The organism is Spiribacter halobius, from assembly GCF_020883455.1.
In the GTDB taxonomy this organism is placed as follows: Bacteria; Pseudomonadota; Gammaproteobacteria; order Nitrococcales; family Nitrococcaceae; genus Sediminicurvatus; species Sediminicurvatus halobius.
Genome location: NZ_CP086615.1, coordinates 815,442 through 840,419, shown reverse-complemented (window position 1 = coordinate 840,419; position 24,978 = coordinate 815,442). Strand labels below are relative to the sequence as shown.

General features: G+C 70.8%; 22 protein-coding genes and 1 pseudogene. 4 read left to right on the top strand and 19 right to left on the bottom strand.

The window, feature by feature from the left end; genetic code table 11:
• Positions 1–22: 22 nt before the first annotated feature.
• The 18 genes from rng to galE form a co-directional block, all read right to left on the bottom strand.
• Positions 23–1,489 carry a ribonuclease G gene (gene rng, locus LMH63_RS03825; RefSeq protein ID WP_109676116.1) on the bottom strand — a complete coding sequence of 489 codons (1,467 nt, stop codon included), beginning with the start codon at positions 1,487–1,489 and terminating at the stop codon, positions 23–25.
• On the bottom strand, positions 1,486–2,100 hold the full coding sequence (locus tag LMH63_RS03820) for a Maf family protein (RefSeq protein WP_109676118.1): 615 nt from the start codon (positions 2,098–2,100) through the stop codon (positions 1,486–1,488). The genes rng and LMH63_RS03820 overlap by 4 nt, the downstream gene beginning before the upstream one ends.
• Positions 2,101–2,134: 34 nt before the next feature.
• A complete protein-coding gene (gene rlmH, locus LMH63_RS03815) occupies positions 2,135–2,602 on the bottom strand; it encodes a 23S rRNA (pseudouridine(1915)-N(3))-methyltransferase RlmH (protein ID WP_109676120.1) in 468 nt (155 codons plus the stop codon).
• Between the two features lie 6 nt (positions 2,603–2,608).
• Positions 2,609–2,998: a ribosome silencing factor gene (rsfS, locus tag LMH63_RS03810; RefSeq protein ID WP_109676122.1), complete on the bottom strand. Its 390-nt coding sequence runs from the start codon at positions 2,996–2,998 to the stop codon at positions 2,609–2,611.
• A gap of 43 nt (positions 2,999–3,041) precedes the next feature.
• On the bottom strand, positions 3,042–3,707 hold the full coding sequence (gene nadD / locus LMH63_RS03805) for a nicotinate-nucleotide adenylyltransferase (protein ID WP_109676124.1): 666 nt from the start codon (positions 3,705–3,707) through the stop codon (positions 3,042–3,044).
• Complete coding sequence (locus LMH63_RS03800) at positions 3,704–4,987, bottom strand: glutamate-5-semialdehyde dehydrogenase (protein ID WP_109676126.1); 1,284 nt, start codon at positions 4,985–4,987, stop codon at positions 3,704–3,706. Before LMH63_RS03800 ends, nadD begins: the two co-directional genes overlap by 4 nt.
• Entirely contained in the window at positions 4,984–6,024 is a 1,041-nt protein-coding gene (gene holA, locus LMH63_RS03795) for a DNA polymerase III subunit delta (RefSeq protein WP_109676128.1), read from the bottom strand. The genes LMH63_RS03800 and holA overlap by 4 nt, the downstream gene beginning before the upstream one ends.
• Before the next feature lie 211 nt (positions 6,025–6,235).
• Positions 6,236–6,754 (bottom strand): LPS-assembly lipoprotein LptE, encoded by a 519-nt coding sequence (locus LMH63_RS03790; RefSeq protein ID WP_109676130.1) that lies wholly within the window; start codon positions 6,752–6,754, stop codon positions 6,236–6,238.
• Entirely contained in the window at positions 6,738–9,329 is a 2,592-nt protein-coding gene (gene leuS / locus LMH63_RS03785; RefSeq protein ID WP_109676132.1) for a leucine--tRNA ligase, read from the bottom strand. The genes LMH63_RS03790 and leuS overlap by 17 nt, the downstream gene beginning before the upstream one ends.
• Positions 9,330–9,742: 413 nt before the next feature.
• The gene (locus LMH63_RS03780; RefSeq protein WP_109677365.1) at positions 9,743–10,261 is read right to left on the bottom strand and encodes a zinc ribbon-containing protein; all 519 of its coding nucleotides are present in this window, start codon (positions 10,259–10,261) and stop codon (positions 9,743–9,745) included.
• A 464-nt stretch (positions 10,262–10,725) separates the two neighbouring features.
• On the bottom strand, positions 10,726–12,231 hold the full coding sequence (lnt, locus tag LMH63_RS03775) for an apolipoprotein N-acyltransferase (protein ID WP_229332719.1): 1,506 nt from the start codon (positions 12,229–12,231) through the stop codon (positions 10,726–10,728).
• A 40-nt stretch (positions 12,232–12,271) separates the two neighbouring features.
• Positions 12,272–13,159 (bottom strand): CorC family transporter, encoded by an 888-nt coding sequence (locus LMH63_RS03770; protein WP_109677367.1) that lies wholly within the window; start codon positions 13,157–13,159, stop codon positions 12,272–12,274.
• 226 nt (positions 13,160–13,385) lie between these two features.
• Positions 13,386–13,832, bottom strand: a complete 447-nt coding sequence (gene ybeY / locus LMH63_RS03765) for an rRNA maturation RNase YbeY (RefSeq protein ID WP_109677370.1) — start codon at positions 13,830–13,832, stop codon at positions 13,386–13,388.
• Between the two features lie 234 nt (positions 13,833–14,066).
• A complete protein-coding gene (locus LMH63_RS03760) occupies positions 14,067–15,047 on the bottom strand; it encodes a PhoH family protein (protein ID WP_199225611.1) in 981 nt (326 codons plus the stop codon).
• Between the two features lie 13 nt (positions 15,048–15,060).
• A complete protein-coding gene (miaB, locus tag LMH63_RS03755) occupies positions 15,061–16,440 on the bottom strand; it encodes a tRNA (N6-isopentenyl adenosine(37)-C2)-methylthiotransferase MiaB (RefSeq protein WP_109677373.1) in 1,380 nt (459 codons plus the stop codon).
• Between the two features lie 225 nt (positions 16,441–16,665).
• Positions 16,666–18,108: a mannose-1-phosphate guanylyltransferase/mannose-6-phosphate isomerase gene (locus LMH63_RS03750; RefSeq protein WP_109677375.1), complete on the bottom strand. Its 1,443-nt coding sequence runs from the start codon at positions 18,106–18,108 to the stop codon at positions 16,666–16,668.
• Positions 18,105–19,466 (bottom strand): UDP-glucose dehydrogenase family protein, encoded by a 1,362-nt coding sequence (locus LMH63_RS03745; protein ID WP_109677377.1) that lies wholly within the window; start codon positions 19,464–19,466, stop codon positions 18,105–18,107. Before LMH63_RS03745 ends, LMH63_RS03750 begins: the two co-directional genes overlap by 4 nt.
• 114 nt (positions 19,467–19,580) lie before the next feature.
• Positions 19,581–20,561 carry a UDP-glucose 4-epimerase GalE gene (gene galE / locus LMH63_RS03740; RefSeq protein ID WP_109677447.1) on the bottom strand — a complete coding sequence of 327 codons (981 nt, stop codon included), beginning with the start codon at positions 20,559–20,561 and terminating at the stop codon, positions 19,581–19,583.
• Between the two features lie 403 nt (positions 20,562–20,964).
• On the opposite strand from galE, the gene tspO reads away from it, so the two are divergent.
• Complete coding sequence (gene tspO / locus LMH63_RS03735) at positions 20,965–21,465, top strand: tryptophan-rich sensory protein TspO (protein WP_109677379.1); 501 nt, start codon at positions 20,965–20,967, stop codon at positions 21,463–21,465.
• Between the two features lie 90 nt (positions 21,466–21,555).
• Here tspO and LMH63_RS03730 read toward each other — a convergent pair.
• Positions 21,556–21,684, bottom strand: a pseudogene (locus LMH63_RS03730) (ferredoxin:protochlorophyllide reductase (ATP-dependent) subunit N); the annotation flags it as partial.
• 551 nt (positions 21,685–22,235) lie between these two features.
• Between LMH63_RS03730 and ppsR the strand changes: the two are divergent.
• The 3 genes from ppsR to LMH63_RS03715 all read left to right on the top strand — a co-directional run bounded on the left by ppsR (position 22,236) and on the right by LMH63_RS03715 (position 24,943).
• Positions 22,236–23,645, top strand: coding sequence for a transcriptional regulator PpsR (gene ppsR / locus LMH63_RS03725; protein ID WP_109677381.1), 1,410 nt, complete (start codon positions 22,236–22,238; stop codon positions 23,643–23,645).
• 106 nt (positions 23,646–23,751) lie between these two features.
• A complete protein-coding gene (locus LMH63_RS03720) occupies positions 23,752–24,297 on the top strand; it encodes a squalene/phytoene synthase family protein (RefSeq protein ID WP_109677383.1) in 546 nt (181 codons plus the stop codon).
• 13 nt (positions 24,298–24,310) lie between these two features.
• Complete coding sequence (locus LMH63_RS03715) at positions 24,311–24,943, top strand: HAD-IB family hydrolase (RefSeq protein ID WP_109677384.1); 633 nt, start codon at positions 24,311–24,313, stop codon at positions 24,941–24,943.
• The last annotated feature ends 35 nt before the right edge of the window (positions 24,944–24,978 follow it).

Below are 24,978 nucleotides of genomic sequence, written 5' to 3'. Positions count from 1 at the left end.
TACCGCGACGGCGCTCCACCCCTCACATCAGCACGACGTCGAACTGCTCCTGGGTATACAGCGGCTCGGCCTGGAACTCGATGGGCTTGCCGATGAACTCCTCCAGCTCGGCGAAGCTGTCGCTCTCCTCGTCCAGCACCAGGTCCACCACCTCCTGGGCCGCCAGCACCAGCAGCTTCTCGACGTCGAACTGCCGGGCCTCGCGCAGGATCTCCCGGGCGATCTCGTAGCAGACGGTCTCGGCGCTTTTGACGTTGCCCCGGCCGCCGCAGGCCGGGCAGGGCTCGCAGAGCACATGCTCCAGGGACTCGCGGGTGCGTTTGCGGGTGATCTCGACCAGGCCCAGGGCGGAAACGCCGCTGATCTGGGTCTTGGCATGGTCGCGCTCCAGCGCCTTCTCCAGGGCGCGCAGCACCTGGCGCTTGTGCTCGGCCTCGTCCATGTCGATGAAGTCGATGATGATGATGCCGCCGAGATTGCGCAGGCGCAGCTGGCGCACGATGGCCTGGGCGGCCTCGAGGTTGGTCTTGAAGATGGTCTCCTCGAGGGTCCGGTGGCCGACGTAGCCGCCGGTGTTGACGTCGATGGTGGTCATCGCCTCGGTCTGGTCGATGATCAGATAGCCCCCGGACTTGAGCGGCACCTTGCGCTCCAGCGCCCGCTGGATCTCGTCCTCCACCGCGTAGAGGTCAAAGATCGGGCGCTCCCCGGGATAGTGCTCGAGCCGCGGCACGATATCCGGCAGGAACTGCTCGCAGAACGCCACCACGCGGTCGAAATTCTCCCGCGAGTCGATGCGCACGCGCTCGATGTCGTCGGAGACGAGGTCGCGCAGCACCCGGAGCACCAGCGGCAGATCGCCGTGGACCAGCGTGCCCGGCTGAGCGGCGGCGGCGCGAACCTGAATCGAGCGCCACAATCGCAGCAGGAACTCCCGGTCCCGGGTCAGCGCCTCCTCGCTGACGCCCTCCGCGGCGGTTCGCAGGATGAAGCCGCAGCCCTCGCTGCCCTCCAGGAACGACTCCCCCAGCGCCCGCAGGCGTGCCCGCTCGCCGGCGTCCTCGATGCGCGCCGAGATGCCGACGGTGGGGTTGCCGGGCAGCAGGACCATGTAGCGCGAGGGCACGGTGATGTGGGTGGTCAGGCGCGCGCCCTTGGAGCCGATGGGGTCCTTGATGACCTGCACCAGCACTGCCTGCTGCTCCTTCAGCAGGCGGCCGATATCCGGCGTCGGCTGCGGCCCAGCCTCCAGCGCGGCGTCCACCGCCGCAATGTCCGAGGCATGCAGGAAGGCCGTGCGGGCCAGCCCGGCGTCGATGAACGCCGCCTGCATGCCCGGCAGCACCCGGGAGACCTGTCCCTTGTAGATGTTGCCCACCAGCCCGCGGCGCCGGGAGCGCTCGATGAAGACCTCCTGCAGGCTGCCGTTCTCCACCACCGCCACGCGGGTCTCGCGCGGGGTGACATTGATCAGGACCTCCTGGCTCACCGGCCTTCGCGCCAGCTCGCCTGGTAGTCGACACCGAACTCGGTGAGCAGATCGTGGGCCTCGAACAGCGGCAGGCCCATGACGCCGGAGTAGCTGCCCTCGAGCTGCTCGACGAAGACACCACCCCGGCCCTGGACGGCATAGCCGCCGGCCTTGCCCTGGGGCTCGCCGCTGGCCCAGTAGGCCTGGATCTCCGCCTCGGCGATGGGGCGCAGGGTCACGCCGCTCAGGGACAGGCGCGTCGCCTCCTGCTCGCCGTCCACCATGGCGACGCCGGTGAGCACGCGGTGGGCGCGGCCGGCGAGCCGCTGCAGCATGGTCATCGCCTCGCTGCGATCCTGCGGCTTGCCGAGGATCCGGTCGTCCACCACCACGGCGGTGTCCGCCGCCAGCACCGGGCGCGGGTCGCCCGCGGGGCGGTGGGCGAGGCCGGCCCGGGCCTTCTCGAGGGCGAGGCGGATCACGAACACCTCCGGGGATTCGCCGTCGTGGGGGGTCTCGTCGACGCCCTGGGGCAGCGTGGCGAAGCGCACGCCGATGCGCTCCAGCAGCTCGCGGCGGCGGGGCGATTCGGAGGCAAGGTAGATGTGGATGTCGTCCTGAGCGGGCATGGCGGGCCTCGTTGGCTGGGGGCCGCGAAGCGGTTCAGCCCCGATGGTAAGGATGTCCCTCGAGAAGCGTCCAGGCGCGGTACAGCTGCTCGGCGACGATGACGCGCACCAGCATGTGCGGCAGGGTCAGCGCCGACAGCGACCAGGCATGCTCCGCGGCGGCGAGGCAGCTCGGGTCGAGGCCGTCGGCACCGCCCACGAGGAAGGCCGTGTCGCGTCCCTCCTGCAGCCAGCCGCGCAGCCGCCGGGCCAGCTGGTCCGTATTCCAGGCGTCGCCCCGCTCGTCCAGGGCAACGACGCACGCCTCGCCCGCCGCCGCCCGCAGGCGTTCCGCCTCCTGCAACCGTGCGCGGGCGACATCACCGCCCCGGCGCGCCTCGCCCGGGGCGATCTCCACGAGCTCGAAGCGCAGGTAGCCGGGCAGACGCTCGGCGAAGCTCTCCATGCCCTCGCGCACCCAGCGCGGCGGCCGGCGCCCCACGGCGAGCAGGCGCAGGCGCATGGCGCCTCAGCCGCCGCCCTGCCCGGCGGCATCGTCCTCGCCGAGGGCGTCCAGGTCGTCGTCCACGCCCCAGATGCGCTCCAGGCGGTAGAAATCCCGCACCTCCTCGAGCATGACGTGGGCCACGGCGTCGCCCAGGTCCACCAGGACCCATTCGCCGCCTTCCAGGCCCTCGACCCCGAGCGGCGGGCAGCCGGCGGCCTTGGCGCGCTCCACCAGGCGCTCGGAGATGGACTTCACGTGCCGGCGGGAGTTGCCGGTGGCGAAGGCCATGAAATCGGTAATGGCCGTGCGCCCGCGCACATCCAGAATGACCGGGTGCTCGGCCTTCATCTCCTCCAGCGCGTCCCGGACCAGGTCGCGGGCCGCTTCCGGCGTGTCGGCGATTGCCTTCATGACGTGGTGAAAACCTCCCGTGCCCCGCGTGGCGGCAGGGCGCTCATGGTTGCGGGTACCCGTACAGCCCTTCCTCGGCGACCCGCCGCCACACCGCTTCGGGCATGAGGCCGCGGGCCGAGCGGCCGTGGGCGAGCAGCCGCCGGATCTGGGTGGCGGAGATCTCGAGCCGCGCCACCGGATGGAACAGGACCCGGCCTGCAGGGGCAGTGCGTAGCGCGGCAGGGTCGGCGGTCTCGCGGTCGCTGAGCCAGTCGCGGAGCGCTGTCGGCAGCACGCCGCGGTCCCCGGCCCGGGTCATGACGACGAGATGGGCATAGTCGATGAGCTCACGCCAGCGATGCCAGCCGGCGAGGCCGCGAAAGGCGTCGCTGCCGAGGGCGAAGCACAGCGGGCGCTCCGGACCGAGCTCCTGGCGCAGCGAGCGCAGGGTGTCCAGGGTGTAGGAGGGTCCGGGGCGCTGGAGCTCGCGGTCGTCGACCACCAGCCCCGGCACGCCGTCCACCGCCGCGGCGACCAGCGCCCGGCGCAGCGCCGGTGGCCGGGACGGCGTGGCGCGGTGGGGCGGCACGCGCCCCGGCACCAGCCGGACCTCGGCGAGCCCGAGCCCTTCCAACAGCTCGATGGCCGGGCGCAGATGGCCGTAGTGCACCGGATCGAAGGTGCCGCCCAGGACCGCCACCGGCGCCCGCCGCACGGCCACGGTCATTCGCGCACGTGCCCCTCGCCCAGCACAACGTATTTCTCTGAGGTGAGCCCCTCGAGCCCCACCGGCCCGCGGGCGTGCAGCTTGTCGGTACTGATGCCGATCTCCGCACCGAGGCCGTACTCGAAGCCGTCGGCGAAACGGGTGGAGGCGTTCACCATCACCGAGCTCGAGTCCACCTCGCGCAGGAAGCGCTGGGCCCGGGACCAGCTCTCGGTGACGATGGCCTCGGTATGACCCGAGCCGTGGCGGGCGATATGCGCCATCGCCGCGTCCAGATCCGGCACCACGCGCACGGCAAGCACCGGGGCCAGGTACTCGGCGTCCCAGTCCTCGGGCGTGGCCGCGGCCATCGCCGGCACCAGGGCCCGGCTCTCCTCGCAGCCCCGCAGCTCCACACCGAGCTCCCGGAATCGCTCGGCCAGGCCCGGGAGCAGGCCGGCGGCGGCGTCCCGATGGATCAGCAGCGTCTCCATGGTGTTGCAGGTGCCGTAGCGCTGGGTCTTGGCGTTGATGGCGATGCGCTCGGCCATGGCCGCATCGGCACCGGCGTCCACGTAGACATGGCAGACGCCGTCCAGGTGCTTGATCATCGGCACCGTGGCCTCGCGCATGATGCGCTCGATGAGTCCCTTGCCGCCCCGCGGCACCAGCACGTCCACGTGCTCGTCCAGGGTGATCAGCGCGCCCACGGCCGCGCGATCGGTGGTTTCGATGATCTGCACGGCGGCCGCCGGCAACCCGGCCGCGGCCAGGCCTTCGGCGATGCAGGCGGCGATGGCCCGGTTGGAGCGGATCGCCTCGGAGCCGCCGCGCAGCACGCAGGCGTTGCCGGACTTCAGGCAGAGCCCGGCCGCATCGGCGGTGACGTTCGGCCGCGACTCGTAGATGATCGCCACCACGCCCAGCGGCACCCGCATGCGGCCGACGCGAATCCCCGAGGGGCGCGCCTGGAGGCCGCTGATGGCACCCACCGGATCCGGCAGCTCGGCGATCTGCTCGAGGCCGAGGGCCATCGCCTCGATGCGGGCGTCGGTGAGCTCGAGGCGGTCCAGCAGCGCGGTGTCCAGACCGCGCTTGCGCCCGGCGGCCAGATCCTCCGCGTTGGCGGCGCGCAGGGCGGCGGCCTCGCGGCGGATGACGGCGGCAATGGCGCGCAGCCCGTCGTCGCGGGCGCGCCCCTCGGCGCGGGCCAGCGCACGGCTGGCGGCGCGGGCCTGCTCGCCGACGCGGCGAACGTAGGCAGGGATGTCGCTGATGAGGGTTTCGGCCTGGGCACTCATGGGCGCTTTCCGTCACTGCCCGCCGCAGCGGCGAGCCTGGCGATATCGGTGCTCAATTGTAACAGCTCGTCCCACGGCCGCCCCGCTGCCGCCCCCTTGACCACCCGATCAGCGGTGGCCGTGCGTCGGGCCAGCTCTACCCAGGCGCCGGCCGGAGCGCGCCGCGCCAGCTCCCAGAGCGCGCCCTGACGATTGCGCCAGGTCCGGTGGCGGCCGAACACGGCGTCCGGCGAGCGGCGCAGCCGGGCGCTCTCCTGCAGCTCCGCCAGCACCCGCAGCTCCCGCGCCAGCGCCCAGAGCACCAGCACCGGCTCTTCCCCCTCTTCGCGCAGCCCGCGGCAGATGCGCGCCGTGCGCGCCAGGCCGCCGGCCAGCGCGGCCTCTGGCAGATCGAAGATGGCAAAGCGGGCGCTGTCCCCCACCGCGCCGCGCACGGTAGCGACGTCCAGGTGCCCGCCCCCGGCGAGCAGGGCCAGCTTGTCGATCTCCTGGGACAGCGCCAGCAGATTGCCCTCGCCGCGTTCGGCGAGCAGGTCCAGCGCCTCGGGATCGGCCGTGAGCCCGCGCTGGCGCAGACGGGCGGCGGCCCAGCGCGGCAGCGCCTCGCTGCGCACCGGCCACGCGTAGGCCACCACCCCGGCCCCGGCCAGCGCCTTGACCCAGGCGGCGCTGCGCTGGCGGCTGTCGAGGCGACCGCAGATCACCACCAGCACGGTGTCCGCCGGCGGTGCCTTGGCAAAGGCCTGCAGGGCGCGCGTGCCCTCCTGCCCCGGCTTGCCCTGGGGCAGGCGCAGCTCGATCAGCCGCCGCTCGGCGAACAGCGAAAGATTCTCCGCCGCCCCCGCCAGCCGCGACCAGTCGAACCCCGCCTCCACCGAGAGCACCTCTCGCTCCCCGAACCCGGCCGCCCGCACCCGCTCCCGCAACGCCCCCAACGCCTCCTCCACCAGCAGCGGCTCCTCGCCCGCGATCAGATACACCGGGTCGAGCCGCTGGGCCAGGCGGTTGGGGAGCTGGTCGGTGGAGATGAAAGACATTTAGTTCGCAGTTGCAAGTGGCAAGTTACAAGTTCAAAGCGAGTGGCCGCACGCCTCGATCATGATCCCATGCGATGCTCCCCCCGCTGCCCAGTTTTGTCCGTCGTGCGGGCAGCATTTCACCGGAGCCAGATTCCTGCTCCGTCTCCACTTGGAACTTGCTACTTGCCACTTGCCACTTGCCACTTGCAACTTATAGTGGCCCGGGCGCTCAGAGCGCCCGGGCGACCCGCGCCAGCATGAGCCTCACCGCATCCACCCGCAGCTCCCGCCCAAGCTGGGTCTCGCGGGCGTCGGCGGCCTGCGTGTCGAGGGGGTCCACGGCGTAGGCGGCGCTGGTGGTGACGGTCTGGGGGGCGAGGCGGGGGCGCTCCGCCGCCTCGTCCGGCGGCTCCAGCCGGAAGCTCAGGCGGTAGGTCAGCTCGTACTCCCGGGCGCGGCCGCGGTCGTCCACGGAGACGGTGCGGCGGCGGGTGTCGGCACCGGTGACCACCAGCACGGCATCGGCGGCCGCGCCGGCGGCAGCGACCTGTGCGCCGAGATCGAGCAGCTCGGCCTCGGCGAGCCGCAGGACCGGCGTGTCCACGTCGCCCTGCAGCCGCAGCACCGTGCCCTCGAAGCCACCGCCCGTCGCGCCGCGGAGCTGCCAGCCGCAGGCCGTCAGCGCGAGCGAGAGGCCGAGCAGGATCAGCGCCCGTGCCACGGCCGCGGGCTCAGTTCGCCACCACATTGACCAGACGCCCGGGTACCACCACCACGCGGCGCACGGTCTTGCCCTCGGTGAAGCGCTGCACGTTCTCGTCGGCGAGGGCCGCGGCCTCGATGGTCTCGCGGTCGGCATCGGCGGCCACCGAGAGGCGGCTGCGCAGCTTGCCGTTGACCTGAACCACGAGCTCCAGCTCGCTGCGCTCCAGCGCGCTCTCGTCCACCGCCGGCCAGGGCGCGTCCACGGCGGCGCCGCTGCCACCGAGGGCCTGCCAGAGGTGGTGACTGATGTGCGGCGTGATGGGCTGCAGCATCAGCACCACGGTCTCCAGCGCCTCCTGGCGCACCGCGCGGGCGGCGGCGCCACTGCCCTCGAAGCGGCCGAGGGCATTGCAGAGCTCCATCACCGCCGCGACGGCCGTGTTGAAGGTGTAGCGGCGGCCGACGTCGTCGGTGACCTTGCGCAGGGTCTCGTGCAGCTTGCGGCGCAGAGCGCGCTCGTCCTCGCCCAGCGCCGCCGGCTCCAACGCCGGCGCGGGCCCCGCAGCCACATGTTCCGAAACCAGGCCGTAGAGGCGACGCAGGAAGCGGGCGGCGCCCTCGACGCCGCTGTCCTGCCACTCCAGAGCCTGGTCCGGTGGCGCGGCGAACATGGTGAACAGCCGCACCGTGTCCGCCCCGAAGCGCTGCACCAGGGATTCCGGATCGACGCCGTTGTTCTTGGACTTGGACATGGTGGTCCAGCCCGCCGGCGTCACGGGCTCGCCGTCCTGCTCCCAGACGGCGCTCACGATGCGGCCCTTGTCGTCGCGCTCGGTGCGCACCTCTGCCGGCGGCACCCATTCGCGGCCGCCATCGGCACCGTCGCGGTAGTACGACTCCGCCAGCACCATGCCCTGGCAGAGCAGCCGCGTGGCCGGCTCGTCGCTCGTCACCAGGCCCTCGTCGCGCATCAGCTTGTGCCAGAACCGGAAGTAGAGCAGATGCATGACGGCATGCTCGATGCCGCCGATGTACTGGTCGATGGGCAGCCAGTGGTCGGCGCGGGCGTCAACCATGTCGCCGGCGTCCGGGCAGCAGTAGCGGGCGTAGTACCAGGAAGACTCCACGAAGGTATCGAAGGTGTCGGTCTCGCGCTCGGCGGGGCCGCCGCAATGCGGACAGCTGGTGCGCCGCCACTCGGGATCGGCCTTGAGCGGCGACTGCACGCCCATGAAGCGGACGTCCTCCGGCAGCACCACCGGCAGCTGGTCCTCCGGGACCGGCACGGGGCCGCAGTCGGGGCAGTGGATCATCGGGATGGGGCAGCCCCAGTAGCGCTGACGCGAGACCCCCCAGTCCCGCAGGCGGTAGTTCACCCGGCGCTGGCCGATGCCGCGCTGCTCCAGATGATCTGCGATGGCCTCGAAGGCAGCGGCGAAATCGAGCCCGGTGAACTCGCCGGAGTCGACCGTGACGAGGTTCTCCTTCGCGCTCCAGGCCTCGGCCTGGACGTCGATGGCGCTGCCGTCGGCCGGGCCGACGGACTGGCGGATGGGTAGGCCGTACTTCACGGCGAATTCGTGGTCCCGCTCGTCATGGGCGGGCACGGCCATGATCGCGCCGGTGCCGTAGCCCATCAGCACGAAGTTGGCGACCCAGACCGGAATGCGCTCGCCGGAGAGCGGGTTGACCGCGTCGACGCCGAGGGGCACGCCGCGCTTCTCGAGCGTCTCCAGCGCCTCCTCGGTCACCGCGCCGCGGCGCGCCTCTTCGAGGAACGCCGCCACCTCCGGATCGCGCTCCGCGGCCGCCCTGGCCAGGGGGTGGTCGGCGGCCACCGCCATGTAGGTGGCGCCGTAGAGGGTATCCGGCCGCGTGGTGTAGACGCGCAGGGGCTCGCCGCCGTCGGCCAGGGCGAAATCCAGCTCCACGCCCTCGGAGCGCCCGATCCAGTTGCGCTGCATGGTCTTCACGGCCTCGGGCCAGCCCGGCAGCGTGTCCAGGCCCTCCAGCAGCTCGTCGGCGTAGTCGGTGATGCGCAGGAACCACTGCGGGATCTCCCGGCGCTCCACCGGCGCCCCGGAGCGCCAGCCGCGGCCGTCAACGACCTGCTCGTTGGCGAGCACGGTCTGGTCCACCGGGTCCCAGTTGACCACTGCCTTGGCCCGGTAGACGAGGCCCTTGCGGAACAGGCGAGTGAACATGGCCTGCTCCCAGCGGTAGTAGTCCGGGCTGCAGGTGGTGACCTCGCGGGACCAGTCGTAGCCGTAGCCCATGCGCTGCAGCTGGCGGCGCATGTGGGCGATGTTGTCGTAGGTCCATTGCGCCGGCGGCACGCCCCGCTTGATCGCGGCGTTCTCCGCCGGCAGGCCGAAGGCGTCCCAGCCCATGGGCTGGAGGACGTTGCGGCCCTGCATGCGCTGGAAGCGGCTGATGACGTCGCCGATGGTGTAGTTGCGCACGTGGCCCATGTGCAGCCGCCCGCTCGGGTAGGGCAGCATGGAGAGGCAGTAGAAGGTCTCCCGCCCGGGCTCCTCGGTTACCCGGAAGCTGTCCTGCTCGTTCCAGAAGGCCTGCGCCTCGGTCTCGATGCTGGCGGGATCGTAGTTCGCTTGCATGGGCGTGGACTGGTCCGGTGTTCAGGGGTCGGCGGGCCGCCGCGCGGCCCGGTGAAGGGCGCAAGGATACCGTGAGGGTGGGCCGCCGTGCATCCGTGCGGGCCTGCCTGCCCGGAGCCGGAAGCCCGCGGACGAGGACAATCACGGGCGCGCGTGGTCCGCGGTGCCGCGGCTGACGTTACCGCCGTGCCCTGCGCGGGGCGGGGCAGGAGCGCCCGGGACACGCTGTGAATACGTCCCTGTAAGCTCGTAGGCGAGGGCCCTCTCTCCTACGGTCCCGGGCGCTCCTGCCCCGCCCCGCACCGCCGACGCTGGTGGCGGATTCCGCGAGGGCTACGGCGACAAGGGCACCATTAGCTGTACCTGTCCAAGGTGGCCACCGCCGCAAGCCCCCCGAACCAGGGATGCCGGGGCTACGCCGGCTGCGCCTGGCGCTCGAACGCCGTGCCGTGGCAGCGGGGGCAGGGCGGGATGTGGCCGGCCCGCTCGAAATGCAGCACCTCGCCGCACTCCCGGCAGGCCAGCGCGCCGGGGGCGGCGATCTCGCCGGTGTGGTAGGTGGCCGCCTCGCCCAGCTCGCGCTGGAACTGCAGCCACTCGAGGCGGGTACGGTCGGCCACGGAGGAGAAGCGGTCCCAGATCCAGTTCTCCACCAGCTGCAGGTCCATGTGCAGCCAGTCGGCGAGGTCGCGCTGGGTGTGGGCGGTGTACTGGGCAGCCTCGTCGAGATCGCGGCGCAGCCAGGCGGCGACCCGGTCGGCCTCCTCCCGGGTCAGCTCGCCGAGCTCGACCGCGCGGTCGCGGGCATGCTCGAGGGCCTCGCGCAGATTCTCGCCCCAGGCCTGCTCGGTATCCTCGAGGCGATGGCGCAGGCGGTCGAGCATGCGCTCGTAGCCGCGTACCTGACGGTCCTTCGGGTCGCTGTCGGACATGCGTCTGATCTCCGGGGTCGTGCGGAATGGCTTCGCCATTCAGTTTCGTGTTTCGCGTTTCGAGCTTCACGTTTCGAGTTTAAGGTTTGGGAGGATGCCGTGCCCAACCAGAACCCTGGCGGTGGTATCGCCCCTTCCGCCAACCTTCAACGTTAAGGAAGCGCTGATCAATTCCCGCGGGCCTCTGGCCGCAGGTCGCGTGCGCAGACAAGGCACGCTGCGCAGCGCTGTACCGGGGGTACAGTCAAGCAGCGCAACGCCGGCTGCGCGCGCGACCTGCGGCCCCGAAGGGCGCTCCAGAGCGGCGCCCTGGACTGCGTTGGCGTTCTTGTAAAGGGCGACGGCCATTCACTGCGAACGCCGCCTTGCCAGGCCGCCGCTCTGGAGCGCAGAGGCCCGCGGGAATTAATCAGCGCTTCCTTAACCTTAAACCCGAAACCGCCGGGCCGGCCCCGGCCCGGCCGCTACCGGAACAGGCCCTTGCGGCGCCGCCCCGCAAGCGGTCCAACCACCAGCAGCCCGGCCGCCACCACCCCGACCACCGGCCAGTCGCCCCAGCGGACGTAGGGCGTCGCGCCCTGGTGGGGCTGCACCGTGCCGGTGACCACCGCCTGCTCGAACAGGGGGCCGACCGTCCGGAGGCGGCCGCGGTGGTCGATGAGGGCGGTCACGCCGGTGTTGGTGGCCCGCAGCATGGGCCGCCCCGTTTCCAGCGCCCGCATCCGGGCCATCTCCAGGTGCTGCCAGGGGGCGAAGGAATCGCCGAACCAGGCGTCGTTGCTGACGTTCAGCAGCAGCTCGGCCGCCGGCAGCGCCTCCGCCACCTCGGCACCGAAGGTGACCTCGTAGCAGATGCTGACGCCGATGCGCCGTCCTGCCGCCGGCAGGGGCGACGGGTCGGTGCCGGCGTTGAAGTCGCCGAGGGGAGCGCCGACGAAGTCGAGGACGCCGCCGAAGGCATCGCGCAACGGGACGTACTCGCCGAAGGGCACCAGATGGCGCTTGTAGTAGAACGCCGGCGGGTCGGTCAGGGAGACGACAGCGTTGAACAGACCCTCGCCGGCGACATCCGCCACCGGTGCCCCCACCAGCAGCGTGGTCCCCGCCGCGCGGGCCTCCTCGGCCAGCGGCGCCAGGTGGGAATCGCGCACCTGATGGAAGAAGGCCGGCACGGCGGTCTCCGGCCAGATCACCAGGTCGCGGCCGAAGTGCTCGCGGCTGGTGTCGATGTAGTGTTCGAGGGTCCGGTCGCGGTTCGCCTCGAGCCATTTCTGATCCTGGGAGACGTTGCCCTGGATGAGCGCCACTTCGAGCCGCTCGCCCACGGGCTCGGTCCAGCGGCCGGGCAGCAGCAGCCCCACGCCGAACACCAGCAATGCCAGCAGCGCCGGCGCCAGCAGACGCAGCGACAGCGGCGACAGCAGCCACCAGGCGAGCGCCCCGGCCACCGGCGCGATGGCGAGGCCGACGCCGTAGACCCCGAGCACCGGTGCGAGCCCCGACAGCGGCGTCTCCAGCTGGCTGTAGCCGATGGACAGCCAGGTGGCGCCGGTGAGCAGCCAGCTGCGCACCCACTCCACCAGGATCCAGGCGAGCGGCAGCGCCAGCAGCGTGGTCACCGCGGGACGGCCGCGCCCCAGCAGCCGTCCGAGCAGCAGCGCCGCCAGGGGCAGCAGCGCGAACAGCGCCACGAACAGCGGCGTCACCAGGCTCGCCGCCAGCAGGCCGCCGCCGTACTCGCCCACCGCGATGAAGATCCAGTAGACACCGAGCCCGGCGTAGCCGAGACCAAACAGGTAGGCCGCGAGCGCCGCGCGCCGCCACGGGGCCGCGCAGACCACGGCGAAGATCACCGCCAGCCCGGCGAACGGGGCCCAGGCAAGGCCCACCGGCGCGAGGCCGAGGGGCATCAGCAGCCCGGCGGCGAGCGCCAGGGGATACGCCCACGGCGCGGCGAGGAGCGCGCGCACTAGGATCCCTTAATGCCGGTTCGCATGCCCTCCGGGGACACTAGTGGGTCGCACCGTTGGCAGATTCCGCCGGGGCGGGGACGGAGCGCGTCACCATCAGCAGATGGATACGCCGGCTGTCGGCCCGCACCACCTCGAAGCGCAGATCGCCGAGGGTGATGACCTCGCCGCGCCGGGGCACGTGGCCGAAGCCGTTGGCGACCAGGCCGCCGATGGTGTCGAACTCGTCGTCGGTGAAGTCGGTGCCGAAGTGCTCGTTGAAGTCCTCGATGGGCGTCAGCGCCTTCACCACCGTCCGGCCGTCCTCGCCGCGGCTCAGGATCCAGCTGTCCTCGTCGAGATCGTGCTCGTCGTCGATCTCGCCGACGATCTGCTCGATGACGTCCTCGATGGTCACGATGCCCGCGAGCCCGCCGTATTCGTCCACCACCACGGCGAGGTGATTGCGGCTCTCCTGAAACAGCTTGAGCAGCGCGTCCAGGCGCTTGCTCTCGGGGATGAACAGCGCCGGGCGAAGCAGCTCGCGCAGGCGAAACTCCCGCTGGTGCTGGGGATCCAGATAGGGCAGCAGATCCTTGGCGATGAGGATGCCGATGACGTCGTCGCGGCTGTCCCCGGTCACCGGAAAGCGGGAATGCCCGCTCTCGATGATGGTGGGCAGCAGCGCCCAGACCGACTCGGCCCGCGAGAGCACCGCTACCTGGGAGCGCGGGATCATGATGTCCCGCGCCTGCAGCTCGGCGACGTGGAGCACGCCCTCGAACATGGCGAGCGCGTCGCCATCCAGGATGCCCCGCTCGTTGGCGTGGCGCAGGATCTGCACGAGATCCTCGCGGTCGCGCGGCTCGCTGCCGCCGAGCGCCTGCCCGATCCGCTCCAGCCAGGATCTCTGGCTGGCGCTGCTACTGCTAGGTCGATCCTCGCTCATGCATCCCCGTCAGTGGTTGCGGAAGAAATCCCCCGGTCGATGGGTTAGCCCGCTGGCAGCGCCAGCGCCCTAACCGATCAACCGCCGGATCTCCCGCGCGCCCTCCATGGCCCTGGCGGCGCTTCGCCGGAACCGGCATTCCCGCCCCGCCGGCCGCGCGCTCCTGCAACGGCCAGCTGTCGCTGTCACGCCGGTCGTCACCGCCCGCGGCGGTGCGGTGTCCGGCCTAAGCATAGGGATCAGGATAGCCCAGTCCCGCGAGAATCTCCCGCTCACGGGCCTCCATCACCACGCCCTCGTCCTCCCGTATATGGTCGTAGCCAAGGAGGTGCAAGACCCCGTGTACCACAAGATGCGCCCAATGGGCCTCCGGGGCCTTGCCCTGCTCCGCCGCCTCGCGGGTCACGACCGGCGCGCAGATCACGAGATCGCCGACGAGCGGCAGCTCCACCCCCGCCGGCAGCTCCACCGGGAAGGAGAGCACATTGGTGGCGTAGTCCCTGCCCCGGTAGTCCCGGTTCAGCGCCCGCCCCTCCGCCTCGTCCACCACGCGGATGGTCATCTCCGCCTCCGCATGCGCCTCCCCCAGAGCGGCCGCGGCCCAGCGGCGGAAATCCGCGGCACCGGGAATAGAACCGTGCTCGCTGGCGATTTGCATGGTGACGTTGGACATGGAACCGCGGCTGGCAACAGGTTTCTGGTGTGAGGTTTCGGGCTTAACGTTTCGAGTTGAAGGGTCGGCAATTCCAGGCTTGGGAGTGGCACTCGCCGGTATGCCTGTTCGGGCTTGCCGTGAACCGCCGACGACAGCATGAGCGCAGGCCACGGCGACCGCGCGGACCGGAGCCGAACTTTATACTCGAAACGTTAAACCCGAAACCTCCAACGCAGAACATCGCGCCGCTGCCTACCCACCACCCTCCTGCGGACCGTCCCGGCGGTCATAGGCGCGCACGATCCGTTGCACCAGATCGTGGCGCACCACGTCGGTGGCATTGAAGAAGGTGAAACTCACCCCCTCCACGTCCCGCAGCACATCGATGGCGTCGCGCAGGCCCGAGGTCTTGCCCGCCGGCAGGTCGATCTGGGTGACGTCACCGGTGACCACCGCCGTCGAGCCAAAGCCGATGCGGGTAAGGAACATCTTCATCTGCTCCACGGTGGTGTTCTGGGCCTCGTCGAGGATGATGAAGGCCCCGTTCAGGGTGCGCCCGCGCATGTAGGCCAGCGGCGCCACCTCGATGACGTTGCGCTCGATGAGCTTGTTCACCCGCTCGAAGCCGAGCATCTCGAACAGCGCGTCGTAGAGCGGGCGCAGGTAGGGGTCCACCTTCTGCGCAAGGTCCCCGGGCAGGAAGCCGAGGCGCTCGCCCGCCTCCACCGCCGGGCGCACCAGCACCAGCCGCTGCACCAGATCCCGCTCCAGGGCATCCACCGCGCTGGCAACGGCGAGGTAGGTCTTGCCCGTGCCGGCGGGGCCGACGCCGAAGTTGAGGTCGAACCGCTGTACCTGGTCCAGGTAGGCGCGCTGGTTCGGTCCACGGCCCCGCACCAGCCCCTTTCGGGTGCGGATGGTGACGTCGCAGTCCGGCCCCCCGTCCGCCGCGACGGCCGGCGGGTCGGCGGTCTGCAGCTGCAGGTGCACGCTCTCGGCGCCGATGGTCTCGCGTGCGGTGGTCTCGTAGAGCGCCCGGATGACCCGCGTCGCCGCCTCGGCGGCGGCATCCTCGCCGATGATTCGGAAGCGGTGACCGCGGTTCTTGATCTCCACGCCCAGCCGGCGCTCCACCTGGCGGAGGTGCTCGTCGAACTGGCCGCAGAGATTGGCGAGACGGTTGTTGTCCGGGGGATTCAGGGTGAAATCGATGGCTTCGGGTTGCGCTGCCAAGATCAGCAGACCCTCATGATGCGCGGGCGCGGGCCGCCCCGGTGAGCTCGGGTTCGCGGGCGGCATCCAGGCCCAGCAGCTCGCCGCGCAGGGAGTGCGACAGGGCCTCGGTGATGCGCACCCGCACGAACCGGCCGATGAGGCGCGGATGCCCGGGGAAGTTGACGACGCGGTTGTTCTCCGTGCGGCCGGCGATCTCGTCGGAGCGCTTCTTCGAGACGCCGTCCACCAGCACGGACTGCTCGCTGCCCACCATGGCCTCGCTGATGCGCTGGCCGTTGGCGTCCAGCACTGCCTGCAGCCGCTGCAGGCGGGCCTTCTTCTCCTCCCGCGGGGTGGCATCCGGGAGCTGCGCGGCCGGCGTGCCGGGACGGCGGGAGTAGATGAAGCTGAAGGACTGGTCGAAGCCGACCTCCTCCACCAGCGCCATGGTGTCCTCGAAGTCCTGGCGCATCTCGCCGGGGAAGCCGACGATGAAGTCGGAGGACAGGGTCAGATCCGGGCGCGCGGCGCGCAGCCGGCGCACCAGATCGAGGAACTCCGCGCGGCCGTGATTGCGCTTCATCAGCCGCAGCACGTTGTCCGAGCCGCTCTGCACCGGCAGGTGCAGGTGGCCGGCGAGCTCGGGCACCTCGGCATAGGCCGCCACCAGGGCGTCGTTGAAGTCCAGCGGATGCGAGGTGGTGAAGCGAATGCGCTCGAGACCGTCGATGGCGGCGAGGTACTGCACCAGCAGCGCCAGATCCGCCCGGCCGCCGTCGTGCGTGAGGCCGTCGTAGCCGTTGACGTTCTGCCCGAGCAGGGTGACCTCGCGCACGCCCTGCTCGGCGAGCAGCGCGCACTCGGCGAGCACGTCATCGAACGGCCGGCTGATCTCCTCGCCGCGGGTATAGGGCACCACGCAGAAGCTGCAGTACTTGCTGCAGCCCTCCATGATGGAGACGAAGGCCGTCGGCCCCTCGGCCCGCGGCTCCGGCAGGCGGTCGAACTTCTCGATCTCGGGGAAGGAGACATCCACCACCGGACGCCGGCTCTCCCGCGCCCGGGCGACCATGTCCGGCAGCCGGTGCAGGGTCTGCGGGCCGAACACCAGGTCCACGAAAGGCGCGCGCTCGACGATGGCCGCCCCTTCCTGGCTCGCCACGCAGCCGCCGACGCCGATCAGCAGATCGGGGTTCTCCGCCTTCAGCGCCCGCCAGCGGCCGAGCTCGGAGAAGACCTTCTCCTGGGCCTTCTCGCGGATGGAGCAGGTATTGAGCAGGATGACGTCCGCCGCGTCCGGTTCCGCCACCCGCTCGTAGTCCCCCTCGGCGGCCAGCACGTCCAGCATCTTCATCGAGTCGTACTCGTTCATCTGGCAGCCGTGGGTGCGGATAAACACTTTGCGGGGCATTCGGGCGGGCTTCGCTCCTGCTCTAGCGGCGCTTTCGATCTCCGACGACATAACGTCAGCTCTGGGATTCAGTTTCACGTTGCAAGTTTAAAGTTTAAAGACCCCGGCGTCTTGTCTCGACGCTAAGTGGACACGCTGGCCGATCAGGCCACGGTCGCGCATCTGAATGGCCTCTTTCCCGCAGCTTGCAACTTGCCGCTTGCAACTTGCCACTCGGCGGCGCCCTCAGGCGCGGCCGAAGTGGTCCTCGAGCCGCACAATGTCGTCCTCCCCCAGATAGCTCCCGGACTGCACCTCCACCATCTCCAGGGGGATGACACCGGGATTCTCCAGGCGGTGGACCGTGCCGAGGGGGATGTAGGTGGACTGGTCCTCGCTCAGCAGGAAGCTGTCCTCGCCGCGGACCACGCGGCCCGTGCCACGGACCACGACCCAGTGCTCGGCCCGGTGGTGATGCATCTGCAGCGACAGGCTGCAGCCGGGATTGACCACGATGCGCTTGACCTGAAAGCGCTCGCCGAGCGCCAGACCCTCATAGCTGCCCCAGGGGCGGTGCACCCGCTGATGCAGGCTCGCCTCGGGCCGGCCCTCCCGCTGCAGCCGCGCCACCACCCCCTTCACCTCGTGGACCCGCTCCCGCGGGGCCACCAGGACGCAGTCGCTGGTTTCCACCACCACATGGTCCCGCAGCCCCACCAGCGCCACCAGGCGGCTGTCGGCGCGGACATAGTTGCCCTGGCTGTCCTCGCTGATGACGTCACCGAGCAGCACGTTGCCGGCCTCGTCCGCCTCGCCGCTGTCCAGCAGCGCGCCCCAGGAGCCGAGATCGTTCCAGCCGGCGGCGAGCGGCAGGGTAACGGCCGCCTCGGTGTGCTCCATGACCGCGTAGTCGATGGACTCCCCCGGACAGGCCTCGAAGGCGGCCGCCCCCAGGCGGATAAAGTCGAGATCGGCGGTGGCGGTCTCCAGCGCGGCCTCGCAGGCGTTCAGCATTTCCGGCGCGAGCCGCTCCAGCTCCTCCAGATAGCGGCTGGCGCGGAAGACGAACATGCCGCTGTTCCAGTAGAAACCGCCGCTCTGCAGGTACTCCTCCGCCCGCCGCCGATCCGGCTTCTCCACGAAGCGCTCGACCCGCAGCACCGCCTCGTCGTCGTCCACGGGCTCCCCGGCGGCGATGTAGCCGAACCCGGTCTCCGCCCGCGTCGGCACGATGCCGAAGGTGACCAGCCAGCCATCGCGCGCCGCCGCCACGGCGTTGCCCAGCGCCGAGCGCAGCACCTCCGGGTGCTCGATGCGATGATCGGCGGGGAACACCGCCAGCACCGCCTCGGGGTCCTCGCGCATCGCCTGCAGTGCGGCCACGGCCACCGCCGGCGCGGTGTTGCGGCCCATCGGCTCCAGCAGGATGCGCGCGGGGCCCAGAGGGTTCTCCCGGAGCTGCTCGGCCACCAGGAAGCGGTGCTCCTGGTTGCAGACCACCAGCGGCGCAGTCAGGCCCGGCACCCCCGCGAGCCGCGCCACCGTCTCCTGCACCAGCGTGCTGCCGCTCGCCGTCAGATCGAGGAACTGCTTGGGGTAGAGCTCGCGAGATAGCGGCCACAGCCGCGAGCCCACGCCGCCGGAGAGGATCACCGGCACGGTGGCGCCAAGCGTCGGAACCTCGGTCATGCCCGCTCCTCCGCCCCGTCGACGGCCGGCGCCCGCAGCGGACGGCCCACCGCATAGTAATGGAAGCCGAGGCCGGCGAGGATCTCCGGATCGTAGAGATTGCGGCCGTCAAAGATCACCGGTGCCGATAGGCGTTCGCGGATGGTCTCGAAATCCGGGCTGCGGAAGAGGTTCCACTCGGTGAGGATCACCAGCGCATCGGCACCCTCCAGCGCCGCCTCGGGGCTGTCCACCAGGGCGAGCTCCGGGCGCTCGCCGTAGACGCGCCGGGTCTCGGCCATGGCCTTGGGGTCGTGGGCTTGCACCCGGGCGCCGGCCTCCCAGAGCGACTCCATCAGCCGCCGGCTCGCGGCCTCACGCATGTCGTCGGTATTGGGCTTGAAGGCGAGCCCCCAGAGCGCGAACGTCCGCCCGGCGAGCTCGCCGCGGAAATGCTCGCGGATACGGCTGAAGAGGTAATGCTTCTGCCGGTCGTTGACGTCCTCCACCGCCTGCAGCAGCTGCGGCGTGTAGTCGACGTCATAGGCCGTGCGCGCCAGGGCCTTGACGTCCTTGGGAAAGCAGGAGCCGCCGTAGCCCGCGCCCGGGTAGATGAAGTGATAGCCGATGCGCGGGTCGGAGCCGATGCCGATGCGTACCCGCTCGATGTCCGCACCGACGCGATCGGCGATGTTCGCGAGCTCGTTCATGAAGCTGATCTTGGTGGCGAGCATGGCGTTCGCCGCGTACTTGGTGAGCTCGGCGGAGCGCACGTCCATCACGATCAGCCGGTCGTGGTTGCGGTTGAACGGCGCGTAGAGGGCCCGCAGCAGCTCCGCCGAGCGCTCGTCGTCGGTGCCGAGGATCACCCGATCGGGCTTCATGAAGTCCTCCACCGCGGCGCCCTCCTTGAGGAACTCCGGGTTGGAGACCACCGCGAAGGGCACTTGCGTGCCGCGCTCGGCGAGCCCGGCGGCCACCGTCTCCCGCACCCGGTCCGCGGTGCCCACTGGCACGGTGGACTTGTCCACCACGACCTTGAAGTCCTCCATGTGCTCGGCGATGGTCCCCGCCACCGCCAGCACGTGGCGCAGATCCGCCGAGCCGTCCTCGTCCGGCGGCGTGCCGACGGCGATGAACTGAAAGCGCCCGTGGGCCACCCCCTCGGCGGCATCGGTGGTGAACACCAGCCGTCCGGCCGCCCGGTTGCGCGCCACCAGCGCCTCCAGCCCGGGCTCGTAGATGGGCACCTCGCCGCGATTCAGCCGCGCGATCTTGTCGCCGTCGACGTCCACGCAGACGACGTGGTTGCCCACCTCGGCGAAGCAGGCGCCGGTCACGAGGCCTACGTAACCGGTGCCGAAGATGGTGATTCTCATGGGTTCCCCTGCGACGGTGCGATCCGGGCGCGTTTCGGGTTTCGCGATCTGCGCCGGAGCCGAACTTTAAACCCGAAACCCGAAACCCGAAACCGGGCCTGGCACTCCCGGCGCTCAGCGGCGCCGGGACTGCCAGGCCCGCTCCCAGGCGAGCGCGTGGTCGACGATGGTGTCGAGGTCGTCGTACCGGGGCGTCCAGCCGAGCTCCCGGCGCAGCCGCCCGGCATCCGCGACCAGTGACGCCGGGTCGCCTGCCCGGCGGGGCGCCTCGTTGACCTGGAAGTCCACCCCCGAGCGCCGGCGCACGGCCTCCACCACCTCGCGCACGCTGTAGCCATGGCCGTAGCCGCAGTTGTAGAGCCGCGAGTCGCCGCCGGCGGCCAGGTGGTCGAGCAGTCGCACATGGGCCGCCGCCAGGTCCTCCACGTGGATGTAGTCACGCACGCCGGTGCCATCGGGCGTGGGATAGTCGGTCCCGAAGATCGACACTCCGCCGCGCGCCCCGGCGGCGGCCTCGCAGGCCACCTTGATGAGATGGGTCGCCTCCGGCGTGGCCTGTCCGAGACGGGCCTGCGGCTCGGCGCCGGCGACGTTGAAATAGCGCAGGATGCCGTAGCGCAGCGGGGAGGCCGCCGCCAGGTCCATCAGGATGCGCTCGCTCATCATCTTCGAGGCGCCGTAAGGATTGATCGGCGCCAGCGGCGCCGACTCGTCCACCCGCTCGGTCTCCGGCAGACCATAGACCGCGGCCGTGGAGGAGAAGATCACCGCCGGCACCCCGTGCCGGTGGGCCGCCGCGAACAGCCCCAGTGTGTTGCGGGTGTTGTTGCCGTAGTACTTGAGCGGGTCGCTCACCGACTCCGGCACTACCACGCTGGCCGCGAAATGCAGGATGGCGTCCATGCCCTCGCCGAGCACTGCCTCCAGGGCCTCGTCGTCGGCGAGATCCGCGGCCACCAGCCGGGCATCCCCCACCGCCCAGGCGTGGCCGGTGGAGAGGTTGTCCAGCACCGTGACCCGGTGCCCCGCCGCCAGCAGCTGGCGCGTGACATGGGAGCCGACGTAGCCGGCACCTCCGGTGACCAGGAGATTCAGCGCCGCGCCGGATCCCGGGCGGCCCGGTTGTGGCTGACTGGATGGCAAGAGCTCGTCCCCGCTGGCGCGCTGACATTGTGAACGGCAGATCGCGCGCAACCTTAACCCGGGCGCCGCGGCGATGCACGGGCTCGCCGCGGGCCCGGACCCTGCCTGCCGGCCCGTTGCACCGCCGCACCGCCGACGCCAGTATTACTGATCCTATCGAAAGCATTGTCAGGTCGCAGTGGGCCGTTGCGCCCAGTGGGAGCGGTCTCCGACCGCGAAACGCCACGCCGCGCCGCGGCGTACCGTACCGCGCTCCGCGCGCTGTCGCGGTCGGAGGCCGCTCCCACACAGAACCGCCCTGCGGGGCCCTGAGACCTGACGATACTGCCGAAACGATCAGTAGCGTGGAGACGGCATGACCTGGATCACCCTGCTTACCTTCGTGGCCGCCTGCGCCGCCGCCGGTTCCACCGGGTCGCTGTTCCCGCCCGGCTCCTGGTACCGGCGCCTGGACAAGCCCGCCTGGACACCGCCGGACTGGCTGTTCCCGGTGGCCTGGACGCTGCTCTATCTGGGCATGGCGGTGGCCGCCTGGCGGGTGGCCTACTCGGGCTCGGCGCTGATACCGCTGGCGCTGGCGCTGTGGGCCTGCCAGATCGCCCTCAACGCCATCTGGACGCCCATTTTCTTCGGCCTGCGCCGGCTCGGCGGCGGGCTCGCCGTACTGGCGCTGCTGTGGCTAGCAGTGCTGGCGACCACCGTAACCTTTTTCGCGGTCGAACCCCTGGCCGGCTGGCTGCTCGTCCCCTACGTGGTCTGGGTGAGTTATGCCGGTGTCCTGAACTGCTCGGTGTGGCAGCGCAATCCCGACGAGCGGCCACTGGTGCCGTCCGAGGCGTCACCCGCCACGGAGTAACGGCGCAGCGGTGCAGGCAAGGGTCCGCCGACCATTACCAAGTACGATTGATGCATGACTCTGTCCAGTCGAATTTCCACGGCATGCGCAACTAGACCCTAGCAGGTGGGCGCAGGTGCACGAGCCGGGCACCAGGGAAAACGCGTCCTGAATGCGCCGGTGCAGCCAGACGATGCTGGTCGGCCCGCAGATAACCTCGCGCTGGCCGCACTCGTGGATGACGGCACGGGCACTGCAGCCGCCGCTCTCCCTGCCGCGGCCGCGGGCCCGATGCCCGGGAGGCAACTCATCCCGCCACCTCTGCAATCGCTGGGCTGGCAATGCCTGCACCCGCTCATGTGTGATCATGAGTTGACGCCTCGTTTAATTGACGATTGCCGCCAGATACTGCAGTTCCGGGATTAACAACAAGCGCGCCACCGCGCCGTATCGGGCGCGAGAAACCAATGGAGGAGGCAGGGATGGAGAGCAACACCCCTTTGGTGTGTAGGTCATGGCCGGAGATCTTCCGTCAGCACTGCTGGCTCGTGAGCGGAGGCCCCTGCCGCAGCCGGGCGGCGCTGTGCACCGCAGTTGCCGGGGAGCGGGCCCTGCTGGTCGAGGTCGGCTTACCGATGACCGCCCCAAGCTGGTGGCCGTCCTCGGGGCAGACGGCGCTGTCGCGGGCGATCGCAACACCCCCCGCGCGGGTCCGGCGTGGCGCGCTTGCGCGGCGGAACCTGCAACCCGGCTGAGTATCACGCCCTGCAGCCCGGAGGCGCGCCGTCACTGTGAGAACCTTTCAAGCGCCCCAGCACTGGCTCAGGCACCTCGACGCCGACGTGGTCTCGCGGCTACTGGCGACCGCGGCCGATGTCGTGCTGGTGCTCGACGGCCATGGCACGATCCGTGACGTTGCCAGCGCCGGGAACGCCGCCTTCACCGAGGACTGGATCGACCGGCGGTGGATCGACACGGTGACCGGCGACAGCCGACCCAAGATTGAGGCGCTGCTCGAGGGCGCGCGTGACCCGCAGCCGCGCTGGCGCCAGGTCAACCACCCCGTTGCGGATGACAACGCCGACGTGCCGATCAGCTACTGTGTCCTGCCCCTCGACCCCACCGGACGCCTGATCGCCGTCGGGCGTGACCTCCGCGGCACCGCGTCGCTCCAGCAGCAACTGGTGGACATTCAGCAGTCGCTGGAACGCGACTACTGGCAGCTGCGCGAGGCCGAGGCGCGCTACCGGGTGCTGTTTGAGGTGGAGTCCGGGCCGGTGCTGGTCGTCGACGCCCAGAGCCGCCGCATCCAGGACGCCAATCCGGCGGCGGTGGAGCATCTCGGCGGCGGTCGCGGACGGCTCGCCGGCCAGGCTTTCCCGCGCGGCTTCGACGCCTCCAGCCAGCGCCGACTCGAGCGGCTTATCGAGACGGTCACCGCGACGGGCCGTCGCGAGGCGGTGGACATTCGCCGCGAGGCCGACGGCGCGGCATTCCGGGTCTCTGCCTCGCTGCTGCGCCAGCAGCGGGGCGCGGTGCTGCTGGTGCACCTGACTCCGGCGGGAAATTCAGCCGGTGGCGGCGAGACGGACACCCGTCAGCAACTCGTGCAGCTGGTGGAGAACGCACCCGACGCGGTGCTGATCACCGACCCCGACGGCATTATCCTGCACGCCAACCACAGCTTTCTCGATCTCGTCGGGCTAACCCACCTGGATCAGGCCCGACAGCAGAGCCTAGACTGCTGGCTCGGCCGGCAGAGCGTGGACCTCGAGATCATCCTGGCCAGCCTGCGCCGGCACGGCTCCCTCCGCCGCTACCCCACCACGCTGCGCAGTGCCCACGGCGGCAGCGTCAAGGTGGAGGTCTCGGCCTGCACCGCGCCCGATGGGGGCCGAAGGCTCTATGGCGTGTTCGTCCGGCACGTGGACAAGCGCGTTGGCAGCAACAAATCCGAGCTGCCGCCCGAGGCCGGCCACCCGCGCTCGGCGGAACAGATGACCGAGCTGGTGGGGCAGGTGCCGCTGAAGGAGCTGGTACGGGAATCCACCGGCCTAATCGAGCGCCTGTGCATCCAGGCGGCGCTGCGGCTCACAGGGGACAACCGGGCTGCCGCCGCTGCGCTGCTTGGCCTCAGCCGCCAGAGCCTGTACGTCAAAATGCGCCGCTACGGGCTGATGGACACCGAGCCGCCAGAATGAATACCGCTTCGGAGACCTGGATGACCGCTCTCCGAAATCCGGCGCTAACGAGGTGAATGTCCACAGCGCCTCGCCGCTGTATGCCTGCTACCGCCATTGCGATGACATGGGGGACGTTCAGGCACTCGGCGTCGGCGGCACGGCAGCCGCGGGGATAGCTCGGCACAGCAGAGGCTCGACCGTCTCGAGGCCGGGATCCGGCAGGCGCTGCGCGGCGGCCGGGCCGAGGCACACGTGCCGCAGGCTAGGCAGCGCGTCGTCCGCGGCCAAGACATCCCAGAGCGCTGCCTTGTCGAGCTGCTCGCCGGTTTCCGCATGGACGTCGCAGGCGCGCCGCTACGCCGAGCTCGCGGACACGCTGGACTACGCCTACCATGTGACCGGCGTGGTGGGGGTGATGATAGCGATGGAGATGAACGCGCGCGGGGACGATGCGCTCGACCAGGCGAGCGACCTCGGCATCACCATGCAGCTCGCCAACATCACCCGCGCCGTCGTCCATAACGCGGTAATGGGCCGCTGCTGCCTACCCGCGCGCTGGCTGACGGAGGCCAGCATATTCGCAGCGTGCTGTGGACACGGCCGCGCAGCTGGCCCGCAGGGGCGCGGGAACCCCGCGAGTGTCCCGCAGTCGATGCAGCGAGAATGGTGACGAGGCTGTGACAATGACCGAACGCCGCGCCCTGGCGCTGTTTGATCTGGACGGCACGCTGACCCGGCGGGACACCCTTAGCGACCTGCTTTACCGCAGCTTCGGTGTCGCCGCCTGCCTGCGAGCGGGTCTGGTCCTCGCGCCGGACCTCCTCGGCGCTGCCATCGGCGCGGTCGAGCGGGACGTCGCCAAGGTCCGGCTGCTGCGGCACTTCTTCGGCGGCATGGCGTGCGCGACGTTCCGGCGCCTCGCCGGCCACTACGCGCGCGCCCACCTGCCTCTTCTGCTGCGCCCGGCCGCCGAGGCGCGGCTGCTCTGGCACCTGCAGCGCGGCGATCGCGTGGTGGTGGTCTCCGCCTCCGCGGAGGACTGGATCCGACCGTGGGCCGAGCCACTGGGCCTGGAGGTGCTGGGAACACGACTCGAGCGGCGCGACGGCCGCCTCACCGGCTACCTGGACGGCGAGAACTGCCGTGGCGGGGAAAAGGTAAAGCGCGTGCAGGCGCTGCTGGACCCCGCCGCCTACCACCCGATCCACGCCTACGGCGACACCTCGGGCGACCACGCCATGCTCGCCCTGGCGCATCATCCGGTCTATCGCGGCCTGCGCGGACGGCTGCCGGCGCCGGCAGCGGCCACCGACTGACGGCGCCGACCGGGGCACACCGGTCCCGGGCACCC

What these genes read in the sequence shown, in the direction of transcription:
- LMH63_RS03820 (WP_109676118.1), bottom strand. Translation starts at nt 2,100, where the DNA reads ATGCCCGCTCAGGACGACATCCACATCTACCTTGCCTCCGAATCGCCC.
- rlmH (WP_109676120.1), bottom strand. Translation starts at nt 2,602, where the DNA reads ATGCGCCTGCGCCTGCTCGCCGTGGGGCGCCGGCCGCCGCGCTGGGTG.
- rsfS (WP_109676122.1), bottom strand. Translation starts at nt 2,998, where the DNA reads ATGAAGGCAATCGCCGACACGCCGGAAGCGGCCCGCGACCTGGTCCGG.
- nadD (WP_109676124.1), bottom strand. Translation starts at nt 3,707, where the DNA reads ATGACCGTGGCCGTGCGGCGGGCGCCGGTGGCGGTCCTGGGCGGCACC.
- LMH63_RS03800 (WP_109676126.1), bottom strand. Translation starts at nt 4,987, where the DNA reads ATGAGTGCCCAGGCCGAAACCCTCATCAGCGACATCCCTGCCTACGTT.
- holA (WP_109676128.1), bottom strand. Translation starts at nt 6,024, where the DNA reads ATGTCTTTCATCTCCACCGACCAGCTCCCCAACCGCCTGGCCCAGCGG.
- LMH63_RS03790 (WP_109676130.1), bottom strand. Translation starts at nt 6,754, where the DNA reads ATGTGGTGGCGAACTGAGCCCGCGGCCGTGGCACGGGCGCTGATCCTG.
- leuS (WP_109676132.1), bottom strand. Translation starts at nt 9,329, where the DNA reads ATGCAAGCGAACTACGATCCCGCCAGCATCGAGACCGAGGCGCAGGCC.
- LMH63_RS03780 (WP_109677365.1), bottom strand. Translation starts at nt 10,261, where the DNA reads ATGTCCGACAGCGACCCGAAGGACCGTCAGGTACGCGGCTACGAGCGC.
- LMH63_RS03770 (WP_109677367.1), bottom strand. Translation starts at nt 13,159, where the DNA reads ATGAGCGAGGATCGACCTAGCAGTAGCAGCGCCAGCCAGAGATCCTGG.
- ybeY (WP_109677370.1), bottom strand. Translation starts at nt 13,832, where the DNA reads ATGTCCAACGTCACCATGCAAATCGCCAGCGAGCACGGTTCTATTCCC.
- miaB (WP_109677373.1), bottom strand. Translation starts at nt 16,440, where the DNA reads ATGCCCCGCAAAGTGTTTATCCGCACCCACGGCTGCCAGATGAACGAG.
- LMH63_RS03750 (WP_109677375.1), bottom strand. Translation starts at nt 18,108, where the DNA reads ATGACCGAGGTTCCGACGCTTGGCGCCACCGTGCCGGTGATCCTCTCC.
- LMH63_RS03745 (WP_109677377.1), bottom strand. Translation starts at nt 19,466, where the DNA reads ATGAGAATCACCATCTTCGGCACCGGTTACGTAGGCCTCGTGACCGGC.
- tspO (WP_109677379.1), top strand. Translation starts at nt 20,965, where the DNA reads ATGACCTGGATCACCCTGCTTACCTTCGTGGCCGCCTGCGCCGCCGCC.
- LMH63_RS03720 (WP_109677383.1), top strand. Translation starts at nt 23,752, where the DNA reads ATGGGGGACGTTCAGGCACTCGGCGTCGGCGGCACGGCAGCCGCGGGG.
- LMH63_RS03715 (WP_109677384.1), top strand. Translation starts at nt 24,311, where the DNA reads ATGACCGAACGCCGCGCCCTGGCGCTGTTTGATCTGGACGGCACGCTG.